At 73.2% G+C, this 11,680-nt stretch carries 10 protein-coding genes and 1 pseudogene; 6 read left to right on the forward strand and 5 right to left on the reverse strand.

Annotated features, from left to right (window positions below; all coding sequences use genetic code 11):
* Positions 1 to 91: 91 nt before the first annotated feature.
* A complete protein-coding gene (locus tag AC3RJ6_RS02345) occupies positions 92 to 439 on the forward strand; it encodes a hypothetical protein (RefSeq protein WP_491425262.1) in 348 nt (115 codons plus the stop codon).
* Positions 440 to 443: 4 nt separating this feature from the next.
* Positions 444 to 908, forward strand: coding sequence for a hypothetical protein (locus AC3RJ6_RS02350; protein ID WP_491425263.1), 465 nt, complete (start codon positions 444 to 446; stop codon positions 906 to 908).
* 350 nt (positions 909 to 1,258) lie between these two features.
* On the opposite strand, the pseudogene AC3RJ6_RS02355 reads toward AC3RJ6_RS02350, so the two are convergent.
* The 4 genes and pseudogenes from AC3RJ6_RS02355 to AC3RJ6_RS02370 all read right to left on the reverse strand — a co-directional run.
* Positions 1,259 to 2,491, reverse strand: a pseudogene (locus AC3RJ6_RS02355) (alpha-hydroxy acid oxidase); the annotation flags it as partial.
* Between the two features lie 17 nt (positions 2,492 to 2,508).
* Positions 2,509 to 3,249, reverse strand: coding sequence for a FadR/GntR family transcriptional regulator (locus AC3RJ6_RS02360; RefSeq protein WP_491425264.1), 741 nt, complete (start codon positions 3,247 to 3,249; stop codon positions 2,509 to 2,511).
* Between the two features lie 127 nt (positions 3,250 to 3,376).
* Positions 3,377 to 4,411, reverse strand: coding sequence for an NAD(P)-dependent alcohol dehydrogenase (locus AC3RJ6_RS02365; protein ID WP_491425265.1), 1,035 nt, complete (start codon positions 4,409 to 4,411; stop codon positions 3,377 to 3,379).
* 71 nt (positions 4,412 to 4,482) lie between these two features.
* On the reverse strand, positions 4,483 to 5,550 hold the full coding sequence (locus AC3RJ6_RS02370) for an NYN domain-containing protein (RefSeq protein ID WP_491425266.1): 1,068 nt from the start codon (positions 5,548 to 5,550) through the stop codon (positions 4,483 to 4,485).
* Positions 5,551 to 5,723: 173 nt separating this feature from the next.
* Between AC3RJ6_RS02370 and AC3RJ6_RS02375 the strand changes: the two genes are divergently transcribed.
* From AC3RJ6_RS02375 to AC3RJ6_RS02385, 3 genes are all read left to right on the forward strand, one after another.
* Positions 5,724 to 6,695 carry an aldo/keto reductase gene (locus tag AC3RJ6_RS02375; protein WP_491425267.1) on the forward strand — a complete coding sequence of 324 codons (972 nt, stop codon included), beginning with the start codon at positions 5,724 to 5,726 and terminating at the stop codon, positions 6,693 to 6,695.
* A gap of 134 nt (positions 6,696 to 6,829) precedes the next feature.
* Positions 6,830 to 8,467 (forward strand): alpha/beta hydrolase, encoded by a 1,638-nt coding sequence (locus AC3RJ6_RS02380; RefSeq protein ID WP_491425268.1) that lies wholly within the window; start codon positions 6,830 to 6,832, stop codon positions 8,465 to 8,467.
* A gap of 108 nt (positions 8,468 to 8,575) precedes the next feature.
* On the forward strand, positions 8,576 to 10,165 hold the full coding sequence (locus AC3RJ6_RS02385) for a serine hydrolase (protein WP_491425269.1): 1,590 nt from the start codon (positions 8,576 to 8,578) through the stop codon (positions 10,163 to 10,165).
* A gap of 24 nt (positions 10,166 to 10,189) precedes the next feature.
* On the opposite strand, the gene AC3RJ6_RS02390 is transcribed toward AC3RJ6_RS02385, so the two are convergent.
* Complete coding sequence (locus tag AC3RJ6_RS02390) at positions 10,190 to 11,113, reverse strand: 2-hydroxyacid dehydrogenase (RefSeq protein ID WP_491425271.1); 924 nt, start codon at positions 11,111 to 11,113, stop codon at positions 10,190 to 10,192.
* 49 nt (positions 11,114 to 11,162) lie between these two features.
* On the opposite strand from AC3RJ6_RS02390, the gene AC3RJ6_RS02395 reads away from it, so the two are divergent.
* On the forward strand, positions 11,163 to 11,678 hold the full coding sequence (locus AC3RJ6_RS02395; protein WP_491425273.1) for a hypothetical protein: 516 nt from the start codon (positions 11,163 to 11,165) through the stop codon (positions 11,676 to 11,678).
* Positions 11,679 to 11,680 lie beyond the last annotated feature (2 nt).

Consider the following 11,680-nt stretch of genomic DNA (forward strand, 5'->3'; position numbering starts at 1 on the left):
TGCCTGCCCATCGGTGCGGCGTCCCGCAACCCCCTTGTCGACGTCGTGAGCGCGACGTAGACCGGTGGAGGAACCGGGAAGGAGCAACGACATGGCGATCAGGCTGAACGAGACGGCGCTCCGCCACGCGAGGTCGCTCGTGCGCGACGGCAGGGTCGAACGCGACGAGCGCGACGACTGGAGCGAGCATGCGCCGAGCGCCGACGACGAGAATGGCTTCATCGACGACGAGGGGTGGACCGAGTACCGGCACTGGCACCTCGGCATCGACGACGACGCCGACGACGAGACGAAGGAGGCCTACTCGTTTCCCTACGGCGACTTCCGCACGGTGCACCGCTGCGCCGTGATCTCGCTCGAGAGCCGGGCCGGGCAGTACGACCACGACGACATCCGCGACGCGGCCAAGCGCCTGCTCGAGCTGATCGACGAGGGGTGACGTGATGACGACGAGGGTCGACCGGCGACGGGCGAAGCGCGCGATCGCCGCGCTTCACGACCTGGAGGACGAGGTGCGCCGCATCGCGAAGCGGCGGCCGAAGGGCACGAGGGAGCGCGCGCGGCTCGAGTCGGCCGTCGTGTTCGCCGAGGCGTCGGAGCGCGCCGCCGCGGCCGAACGCCGTCGCGCACCGCTCCTCGCCGCGGCGCGCGCCGAGCGGGCCGCCGCGAGGCTCGACCGGGCGTCGATCCGGTTCGGGCCGACGCCCTGGCCGAACCGGCGAGATTCGCGCGAACGGGTGCCGGCCGGAGCCGACGCCGCCGTGCGGTCGGAACGGCGCGCCGCGCTCGTCGCTCGGCGTCGCAAGCAGGCCGATCAGGCGCGCAAGATGGCGACGCGGGCGGCCGCCCTCACGATCGGCCAGGTGATCGTCGTGCCGAAGCGATCAGCGACGGAGCACCCGCGCTGATCGTCGGTGCCTCGCACGGCGGAGGCGGCTCGCTCGCGGAGGCGGCTCGCTCGGTGGGAGGCGTCTCAGTCGGCGGACGGTGCGGCGGCCTTCGCCGCAGCGGCCCGAGACTTCGCGGGCGCCTTCGCCGTGGTCGGCTTCGCCCCGGCGGCCGCCGGCGCTGCCGTCGCGGTCGACGTCGTGCGCGCGGTCGTCGACGACTTCGAGGCGGCTGCCGCCTTCGTCGATCCCGCTGTCGTCGCCCTCGCCTTCGTCGCCGGCTTCGCAGCCCCGGCGGGCTTCGCCGCACGCGGGGTGCGCACGGCCGCGGGCTTCGACGAGGCCGCCTCGGCCGCGGCATCCTGCACCGGCCGAGCGATGGGCTGCAACCTCGCCAGCTGGGTGACGTGCTGGGGGCCGAGCTCGTCGAGCGTCTCGACCTCGAGCAGCTTCATGGTGCGCTCGATCTCGGTGCGCAGGATCGAGATCGTCTTGTCGACGCCGGCTCGGCCGCCGGCCATGAGGCCGTAGAGGTAGGCGCGACCGATGAGCGTGAAGCGGGCGCCGAGCGCGATGGAGGCGACGATGTCGGCGCCGTTCATGATGCCCGTGTCGACGTGCACCTCGAGGTCGTCGCCGACCTCGCGCACGACGTGGGGGAGCAGGTGGAACGGGATCGGCGCGCGGTCGAGCTGGCGGCCGCCGTGGTTCGAGAGCACGATCGCGTCGACGCCGCGGTCGGCGAGCAGCTTCGCGTCGCCGACGGTCTGCACGCCCTTGACGGCGATCTTGCCCGGCCAGATCTCGCGGATGATGTCGAGGTCGTCGAACGAGATCGTCGGGTCCATCGCGGAGTCGAGCAGCTCGCCGACGGTGCCGCCCGTCGAGCTGAGCGATGCGAACTCGAGCTTCGGGGTGGTGAGGAAGTTGATCCACCACGCCGGCCGCGGGATGGCGTTGACGATCGTGCCCGGCGTCAGCTGCGGCGGGATCGAGAACCCGTTGCGCTTGTCGCGGAGGCGCGCGCCCGCCACGGGGGTGTCGACGGTGAAGAAGAGGGTGTCGAAGCCGGCGGCCGCGGCGCGCTTCGCGAGGTCGTACGAGATCTCGCGCCGGCGCATGACGTAGAGCTGGAACCAGTTGCGCCCGTTCGGGTTCGCGGCCTTCACGCCCTCGATCGAGGTGGTGCCGAGCGTCGAGAGCGTGAACGGGATGCCCGCGGCGCCCGCGGCGCCCGCACCGGCGACCTCGCCCTCGGTCTGCATCAGGCGGGTGAACCCGGTCGGCGCGATGCCGAAGGGCAGCGCGCTCGGGCCGCCGAGCACCTCGCGGCTCGTGTCGACCTCGGGCACGTTGCGGAGGATGCCGGGGTGGAACTCGATGTCTTCGAACGCCTGGCGGGCGCGGGCCAGCGACAGCTCGCCCTCGGCGGCGCCCTCGGTGTAGTCGAACGGTGCCTTCGGCGTGCGGCGCTTCGCGATCGCGCGCAGGTCGGCGATCGTGAGCGCCTTGTCGAGCCGCCGCTTCGTCGCGTTGAGCTCGGGCGCCTTGAAGCGCATGAGCTCGGCGAGCTCCTTGGGGTTCGGGAACTGGCGCTTGACCATCGTGGTGCGTGCCTCTCTCAGTGGTGGTCGATGAACGTCTCGGCGTAGTACCCCGAGATGTGGTCGTGGATGCGGGTACGGGCCGCGACGGCGTCGCCCGAGCGGATCGCGTCGACGACCCCGCGGTGCTCGGCGCGCAGCCGCGCCGACGTCGCGCCCCAGTCGTCGATGCGGGCGAGGCCCTCGAGCGCGTAGCCCTCGATGCCGCTGCGCAGGCCCGCCATGGTCGCGGTGATGACCTGGTTGCCGGATGCCTCGGCGAGTGCGAGGTGGAACTCGGCGTCGAGCGCGAGGAACTCGGCCGGGTCGAGGCCCGGGGAGTCCATCGCGTCGAGGAGCCGGTCGGCGGCGGCGAGGTCGGGTGCGCCGGGCGCGGCCGTCGAGCCCGATGCCTCGTCGAGGCCCTCGCGCTCGGCGAGCTCGCCGGCGACGGCGCTCTCGAGCAGCAGTCGCGTGCGCACGATGTCGGCGACCGGGAACCCGCTCGCCGCGACCTGCAGCCGCATGAGCGTGCTCATGCCGCCCGACGGCGTGGCGATGATGATCGCGCCGGCGTTCGGGCCCGAGCCCGCCTGGGTGCGGATGAGCCCGAGCACCTCGAGCACGCGCAGGGCCTCGCGCACGCTCGAGCGACCGACGCCGAGGTCGGCCGAGAGCGCGCGCTCGCCGGGCAGGCGGTCGCCCGGGCGGAGGCGCCCCTCGAGCAGCTGCGCCTCGATGTGCTCGAGCACGGTGCGCCACGCACGCGTCTCGCTCATGCCGTGCCTCCCGCTACGCTGCGACCCATGTGGTCTGACCACAGGCTAGCACATGTGGTCAGACCACAGAGCGGATGCCTCGGGGCCGACCCCGAGGCATCCGCTCAGCGTGCAGCGGCGCGACCCCTCAGGGCACGACGACCGCGCGCCCGCGCAGGGTGCCGTCGTGCAGGCGGCGATACGCCTCGGGCGCCTCGTCGAGCGAGAACCGCTCGGTCTCGACCTTCACGAGCCCCGCCCGCGCGAGGTCGAACACCTCGAACAGCTCGGCCCGCGAGCCCCAGTAGGGCGATCGCACGGTCGCGTCGTACGGGGTCATGAGCATGCCGGCCGGCAGCATCCCGGCACCCACGCCCACGAGCACCTGGTCGCCCTCGACGGCGAGCATCGCGTGGCCGGCGTCGAGCGTCGGCTGGATCGCGACGAAGTCGAACACGGCCGCCGCACCCCTGCCGCCCGTGAGCTCCTTCACCCTGGTCGCCGCCTCGGCGTCGGAGGGGAACACGTGGTGCGCGCCCACTTCGGTCGCGAGGCGCAGCTTGTCCTGGCTCACGTCGAGCGCGATCACCGTCGCGGGCGTCAGCGCCCGCAGGATCTGGATCGCGACGTGTCCGAGCCCGCCCGCGCCGATCACGACGGCGGTCGAGCCGGGCACGAGCTTCGGCAGCGACATCTTGATCGCGTGGTACGGGGTGAGCCCCGCATCGGTGAGCGCCACGTGCTCGACCGGGTCGAGGTCGCCGAGCGGCAGCAGGAACCGGGCGTCGGGCACGATGAGGTACTCGGCCATGGCGCCCGGGGCGCCGAGCCCCGGCGGGCGGATGCCGAGCTCGGCCGCCCGCTCGCAGTAGTTCTCCTTGCCCTGCGCGCACTGCACGCAGCGGCCGCAACCCCACGGGCCGTACACGGCGACGGCCTCGCCGACCTCGACGCCCGTGACCCCCTCGCCGAGCCGGTCGACGACCCCCGCACCCTCGTGGCCGAGCGTGAGCGGCAGGCCGTAGACGTATTGCTCCTCGCCCAGCCCCATGATGAAGCTGTCGGAGTGGCAGGCGCCCGCCGCGGTCACCCTGATGCGCACCTCGCCGGGCCCCGGTTCGGGCGTCTCGATCTCGACGATCTCGGGCGGCTGCCCGATCGTGCGGTACTGCAGTGCCTTCATCTCGATTCCCCTCTCGTGATGACGCCATCCGCTGGTCGAGGAGCCGACGGAGGAGGCGTCTCGAGACCCGGTCAGTCCTTCTTCGGCCGGATGCGCACCCGCCCCCGGCCCGTCTCGTCGAGCTCGACGACCCCGCCGCGCGACTTCAGGAAGTCGGTGAACGAGGCGAAGCCGAGCCGGCGCTCCTGGAACGACGGATCCATGCGCAGCATCTGGTTCTTCACCGCGCTCGACGACTGCCACTCCTCGTCGTTCTTCGCGTGCAGCAGCTCGATCGCCTTCTGCAGCAGACGCCCCGGATTGCGCGGACTGCCCGTCGCCTCGGCCGGCACGTGGTCGGTCGGCGCCATGAACTGCAACGTGCGCGCCGACGGGCGCTCCTTCGGCTCGTCGGGTTCGGCGGCCTCGGGCTCGGCCTTCGCGCCGCGCCTGCGCGTGCCGCCCTTCGCGGGCTTGTCGGGTGCGGATGCCTCGGGCTCGGCGTCGGCCGCGGCATCCGCCGGCTTCGTGCTCGAGCGGCGGCGCCGCGACGGCTGGGGCTCGACCGGCTCGGTCACGGCTTCGTCGTCGACGTCGGTCTCGGTGGTGAGCAGCGCGTCGTAGTCGGCGAACTCGTCGACGGCCGCCGTCAGCGCCCGGCTCGTGCCGCCTGCGACGCCGATGCCGACGACGTAGCGACCCAGGCGCTTCGCCTTCTGGGCGAGCGCGACGTAGTCGGAGTCGCCCGCGACGATGACGATGTGCGTGAGGTCGTCGATGCGGAACATGTCCTCCACCGCGTCGACCGCGAGCCGGATGTCGGCGCCGTTCTTCGTCGACGACAGCGGGAAGAGCTGCACGAGGTCGACCGCGCGGTCGATGAGCTGGCCGCGGTAGCTCGCATTCACGGGCGTCGACCAGTCGGCGTAGGCGCGCGCGATCGCGATCGTGCCGAACGTCGCCGCGAAGTCGAGCACGGCGTCGATGTCGACGGTCGCCTCGCGCAGCTTCTCGGCGGTCTTCGTGCCCGCGGCCGGCGCCTTCGAGCGCGACGTGTCCTTGCGGTACGCGAAGTCGCCGTGCAACTGGTCGTAGCGCGAGATGACGATGTTGTCGAAGTCGAAGTAGAGGGCAACGCGGGGCTCTGCCGAAGCGGGCATGTCGACCTTCCGTCGGTTGGCGTCACCTTCGAGCCTATGCCCGCCCGCATCGATCGCGCAGGCGTCATCCTGCGTCGGACGGGAATACCGGCATCCGCCCGTCGTTGTGGTCACTGCCGGTCGGGCCCGCCCACCGGCACCCGACCCTGCCGACCCACCCGACTGGAGCACGCATGACCGAGACCGCCGCCACCGCCGCCCGCGCACGCATCGGCGCATCCGACCTCGAGATCGCGCCGCTCTCGCTCGGCACGAACGTCTTCGGCTGGACGGCCGACCGCGATGCGACGTTCGACGTGCTCGACGCGTTCACGGCCGGCGGCGGGAACTTCGTCGACACCGCCGACGGCTACTCGGCGTGGGTGCCCGGCAACACCGGCGGAGACAGCGAGCGGCTCATCGGCGAGTGGATCGCGGCGCGCGGCTCGCGCGACGACGTGGTCGTCGCGACCAAAGTGAGCACCCACCCCGAGTACTCGGGGCTCGCCGCCGCGAACATCCACGCGGCGGCCGACGCCTCCCTGCAGCGTCTCGGCACCGACGTCATCGACCTCTACTACGCGCACTTCGACGACGCCGACGTGCCGCTCGAGGAGACGGTCGGTGCGTTCTCCGCCCTCGTCGACGCCGGCAAGGTGCGGGCCATCGGCATCTCGAACTACTCGCCCGAGCGCATCGACGAGTGGTTCCGGGTCACCGAGGCGAACGGCTTCCACCGCGCGGTCGCGCTCCAGCCGCACTACAACCTCGTCGAGCGCGACTTCGAGGCGAACGGCCTGCGCGAGCGCGCCGAGCGCGAGGGGCTGGCCGTCTTTCCGTACTTCTCGCTCGCGAAGGGGTTCCTCGCCGGCAAGTACCGCACCGAGGCCGACGTCACCGCCGAGGGCGCGAGCGTGCGTGCGGGCGGTGCCGCCCCGTACCTCGGGGAGCGCGGCAACCGGGTGCTCGCCGCGCTCGACGAGGTCGCCGCGGCCCACGAGACGTCCGTCGCCGCGGTGTCGCTCGCGTGGCTGCGCCGGCAGCCGACCGTGGTGGCGCCCATCGCGAGCGCCCGCAGCGTCGAGCAGCTCGGCGACCTGCTCGCGTCCATCTCGCTCGAGCTGACCGATGCGGAGCTGACGACGCTCGCCGACGCCTCGGCCTGACACCCGGTATCGATGCCCGGGCACGATCGCGGCGACACGGTCCGCGAGTGGTCGCGTCGCCGCGGACGGACCGCGCGGCCGTGCCATGATGCGGAGACGTCGCCCGCCCGAGGCGACCCGGGGAGGGGGTAGGCGTGAAAGCTCACTGGTGGCGGCTCGACCCGGGCGGCGCGCTCGTCGGGCTGCTCGTCGCGGCGCTCTCGATGACCCCGTCGCTGCTCCCGCGACCGGCACTCTTCCAGGGCATGATCACGGCGCTCGCGTTCCTCATCGGCTACGGCGTCGGAGCCGGGCTGTGGTGGATCGCGCGACGCTTCGTGCACTGGCGTCCGACACCGGCGCAGCGGCGGATCGCCCGGTGGGTGTACGCCGGCGTCGCAGTGCTGCTCCTGGTCGTGCTCGGCTTCGCCTCGGTCGGCTGGCAGAACGACGTGCGCCGCATGGTCGAGATGCCGCCGATCGACGGCTTCGACGGGCTGTGGTTCCTCGTCGGATTCGTGCCGCTCGTCGCCCTCGGCCTCTGGATCTCGCGGGCCGTGCGCCGGCTCGGGGTGCGCATGTCCGATCGCCTCGGTCGCGGCTGGGGCGCCGCCGCCGCGACAGGGATCACGGTCGGCGCAGCGGTCGTCGTGGTGTCGCTCGTCATGTTCGGCATCGATCGGATCGCCCTCGGCAACAACGGTCCGGCGGCGCCCTGGGTCACCGAGCCGATGAGCGAGACCCGCTCCGCGGGCCCCGACTCGGAGGTCGAGTGGGACGTCGTCGGTCGCCACGGCACCGCCTTCCTCGGCGGCGGCCCGAGGGCGGCCGACATCGAGGAGCTCACCGGGCGGCCGGCGCTCGAGCCGGTGCGGGTCTACGTCGGCCTCGAGAACGCGCCCACCATCGAGGAGCGCGCCGCCATCGCCGTGCGCGAGCTCGAGCGAACCGGCGGGTTCGACCGCGACGTGCTCGTCGTCGCCACCACGACCGGGTCGGGCTGGCTCGAACCGCAGGCCGTCGACGCCGTCGAGTACCTGCACGGCGGCGACACCGCGATCGTGGCGATGCAGTACGCTTACACGCCGAGCTGGGTGTCGTTCGTCTTCGATCCCGACGCGCCGGTCGCGTCATCCGCCGCGCTGTTCGACGCCGTTCGCGCGAAGTGGGAGACCCTGCCCGAGGCGACCCGCCCGCAACTCGTGGTCTACGGGTTGAGCCTCGGCGCGCACGGCACGCAGGAGGCGTTCGACGGCCTCGACGACCTGCGCGAGCAGACCGAGGGCGCGCTCCTCGTCGGCAGCCCGAACGGCTCGACCATGTGGCGCACCCTCACCGCCGGGCGCGACGAGGGCAGCCCGCAGTGGCAGCCCGTCGTCGACGGAGGTAGGGAGGTGCGCTGGCTGTCGGCGCCCGGAGACTTCCACGCGCCGGGGCCGGGCTGGGAGGCGCCGCGCGTCGCCTACCTGCAGCACGCCACCGACCCGGTGACGTGGCTCGGCCTCCCGCTGATCTGGTCCGAGCCCGACTGGCTGAAGCCGGGGGAGCGGGCCGACGACGTCAGCGACTCGATGCGCTGGATCCCCGCCGTCACGGCGCTGCAGCTCGTCATCGACATGTTCGTGGGCGAGAGCGTGCCCGCGAGCCACGGGCACAGTTACGGCGACGTCGTGCTCGACGGGTGGCGGGCGATCACGGGCGACGGCGACCTCGACGAGGCTGCGCTCGCACGGGTGCAGGGTGTGCTCGAGGGGTACGCGGCGGTGCAGCCCGTCGGCAGCGTGACCGAGTAGCGGCGCGCGGGTCGTGCGCCTGAGGAGGGGCGGACGCTAGGCTGCGCTCGTCGGTTCATGGGGGGAGCCGGGGCTCGGTCAGCCCGGCGCGAATGGGGGAGGAGCGCCATGCGCGTCGTCCGAGGAGCCGTCCTTCCGGCGGTCGTGATCGTGGCCGCGTCGCTCGCGGGCTGCACGGCCGCCGAGCCCTACGCGCCGAGGATCGAGCTCGGCGACGCGCCGCCGGCCGATGCGGTCGAGCTCGCCGAGGGCGGCCTCGACCCCGCGCTCGAGTCGCTGCCCGAGCTCGTCGAGCGCGTCCTCGACGAGACGGGAGTGCCGGGCGCCGCCGTCGCGGTCGTGCACGACGGCGAGACCGTGTTCGCCGACGGATTCGGCGTGCGCGAGGTCGGTGACGACGCCGCCGTCGACGCCGAGACGGTGTTCCAGGTCGCGTCGATGTCGAAGCCGATCGGGGCGACCGTCGTCGCGACCCAGGTCACCGACGGCGTCGTCGGCTGGGACACCCCGGTCGCGCCGCTGCTGCCCGGTTTCGCGCTCGCCGACCCCTGGGTCACCGAGCACCTCACGGTCGGCGACCTCTACGCCCACCGGTCGGGCCTGCCGCTCGCCGCGGGCGACGACCTCGAGGACATCGGATACGACCGCGAGTACGTCATCGACCACCTGCGGTACCAGCCGCTGAACCCGTTCCGCATCAGCTACGGCTACGCGAACTTCGGCATGACGACGGGCGCCGAGGCCGTCGCGAACGCGGCCGGCGTCGACTGGGAGACCCTCTCCGAACGGGAGATCTACGAGCCGCTCGGCATGACGTCGACGAGTTCGCGCCACGACGACTTCGTCGCGCAGGAGAACCGGGCGACGCTGCACGCGCTCGCCGACGGCGAGTTCCAGCCGCTTTACGAGCGCGACGCCGACGCGCAGTCGCCCGCGGGCGGCGTGAGCTCCAACGCCGTCGACGTGGCGAAGTGGATGAGCTTCGTGCTGGCCGACGGCGTCGCCGACGGGGAGGCGCTCATCGACACCGCCGACCTCGCCGCGGCGATGCGCCCGCAGGTCACGTCGGCGCCCTCCGACGTGCCCGGCATGCGGTCGGGGTCGTACGGCTTCGGCTTCAACGTCGGCACGCAGACGAGCGGCCGCGCGACCGCCTCGCACTCGGGCGCGTTCGTGCTCGGGGCGGGCACGAACTTCCAGCTCGTGCCGTCGCTCGGGCTCGGCGTCGTCGCGCTCACGAACGGGGCGCCGGTCGGCGCCGCCGAGGCGATCGTGAGCGAGTTCCTCGACCTCGTGCAGTACGGCGAGTCGACGCGCGACTGGGTCGAGGCCTACGGTGCCGCCCTCGCGCACTACCGCGAACCCGCGGGCGACCTCGTCGACGAGACGCGCCCCGCCTCGCCCGCGGAGCCGACGGCACCGCTCGAGGGCTTCGCGGGCACCTGGTCGAACGACTACTTCGGCCCGGCCGAGGTCGCGGTCGACGCCGACTCGCTCGTCGTGCGCCTGGGGCCCGACGGCGGCTACGAGGTGCCGCTCGAACCGTGGGACGGCGACGTCTTCGCGTTCACGCCGAGCGGCGAGAACGCCCCGGAGGGCTCGCGATCGTCGGCGACGTTCGAGCTCGGCGACGCGGGCGCCTCGACGATGCGCCTGCAGTTCTTCGACGGCAACCGCCTCGGCACCTGGACGCGCTGACCCGACGCCGCGGCCGTCGCGGGTTCAGCTGCGCAGCACCACGTTCTCGGGCTCCTCGCCGCGCAGCATCCGGTCGATCTGCCGGCGCACGAGCCGCGCCATGCGTGGCATCATCGCCGTCGATGCGCCGCCGACGTGCGGCGTCACGAGCACGTTCGGCAGGGCGAACAGCGGGTGCCCGTCGGGCAGCGGCTCGGGCTCGGTGACGTCGAGCGCGAAGCGCAGCCGGCCCGTCCGCGCCTCGGCGACGATCGCGTCGGTGTCGGCGACCCGGCCGCGCGCGACGTTCACGACGAGCGCGCCGTCGGGCAGTGCGGCGAGGAACCCGGCGTCGACGAGGCCCGTCGTCGCGTCGTTGAGCGGCACGCCCACGATGACGATCTCGGCCTCGGGCAGCAGCGCCGGCAGCTCGTCGACGCCGTGGATGCGGCCGCGATCGTCGTCGCGCGCGTGCCCCGCGACGCGCGTGATCTCGACCTCGAACGGCTCGAGGCGCGCCTCGACCGCGCGGCCGACGCCGCCGTAGCCGACGATGAGCACGCGCCGGTCGGCGAGGCTCGCATGCCGGGCGGGCGCCCAGCGGCCCTCGCCCGCCGCGCGCACGAAATCGGGGATGCCTCGCTGCGAGGCCAGCACGAGGGCGAGCGCGAGCTCCGCGGTCGACGGCTCGTGCACGCTCGCGGCGTTCGCGAACACGTGCCCGGGCGGCAGCGCGGCGGAGATGTCGTCGTACCCGATCGACTGCGACTGCACGAGCCGCGTCGTCACCTCCGCGAGCGCGCCGAGCCGGTCGGCGGTGCCCATGTAGGGCGGCACGACGATGTCGAGGTGACCGGCGGGCGGCGGGGAGCCGAGATCCCACACGACGACCTCGACCCCGTCGGGCGGGGTGCCGAGCGCGTCGCGCAGGGTGGTGCCGGGCACGGAGACGGTGAGGGTGGCGACCATGCTCCGATCCTCGCAGACGGGCCTGCGCGTGGCTGCTACCGTTGCGGCCATGGACCATCGGCACCGGGAGGAACGCCCGGACGATGAACGGGCCGAAGCCCTGAAGGAGCGGGTCTACGCGACCTTCACCGGCCTCGCGATCGTGCTCGTGCAGCAGGCGAACGTCGAGCACGTGCTCGCGACGCGCGCCGTCGTGACCCTCCTCGTGGGCATCATCGCCATCACCGCTGCGGGCTTCGTCGCCGACGTCATCGCACACCTCGCCGTGCACAACGCGTTCCCCGATCGCCCCGAGGTCGGCCGCATGCTGCGGGTCGCCGGCACGGCGATCGCCTCGGCGGGCGTGCCCCTCATCCTGCTCGGACTCGCGGCGCTCGGCGTGCTGCAGCTCGAAGGCGCCCTGCGCGCCGCATCGATCGTGTACGTCGCGACACTGGGACTCATCGGGTACGTCGCGGTGCGCCGCACCCGCGTCACCTGGTGGAAGCAGCTCGTCGCGCTCGGCATCCTCGTCGCGCTCGGGCTCGCGGTCGTGGGGCTGCAGCAGCTCGCGCACGGGCACTGAAC

This window comes from Agromyces cucurbitae (assembly GCF_058349945.1).

Excerpts from the sequence above, each read along its gene's own strand:
- AC3RJ6_RS02345 (WP_491425262.1), top strand. The coding sequence starts at position 92 with ATGGCGATCAGGCTGAACGAGACGGCGCTCCGCCACGCGAGGTCGCTC.
- AC3RJ6_RS02385 (WP_491425269.1), top strand. The coding sequence starts at position 8,576 with ATGCGCGTCGTCCGAGGAGCCGTCCTTCCGGCGGTCGTGATCGTGGCC.
- AC3RJ6_RS02370 (WP_491425266.1), bottom strand. The coding sequence starts at position 5,550 with ATGCCCGCTTCGGCAGAGCCCCGCGTTGCCCTCTACTTCGACTTCGAC.
- AC3RJ6_RS02375 (WP_491425267.1), top strand. The coding sequence starts at position 5,724 with ATGACCGAGACCGCCGCCACCGCCGCCCGCGCACGCATCGGCGCATCC.
- AC3RJ6_RS02395 (WP_491425273.1), top strand. The coding sequence starts at position 11,163 with ATGGACCATCGGCACCGGGAGGAACGCCCGGACGATGAACGGGCCGAA.
- AC3RJ6_RS02360 (WP_491425264.1), bottom strand. The coding sequence starts at position 3,249 with ATGAGCGAGACGCGTGCGTGGCGCACCGTGCTCGAGCACATCGAGGCG.
- AC3RJ6_RS02390 (WP_491425271.1), bottom strand. The coding sequence starts at position 11,113 with ATGGTCGCCACCCTCACCGTCTCCGTGCCCGGCACCACCCTGCGCGAC.
- AC3RJ6_RS02365 (WP_491425265.1), bottom strand. The coding sequence starts at position 4,411 with ATGAAGGCACTGCAGTACCGCACGATCGGGCAGCCGCCCGAGATCGTC.
- AC3RJ6_RS02350 (WP_491425263.1), top strand. The coding sequence starts at position 444 with ATGACGACGAGGGTCGACCGGCGACGGGCGAAGCGCGCGATCGCCGCG.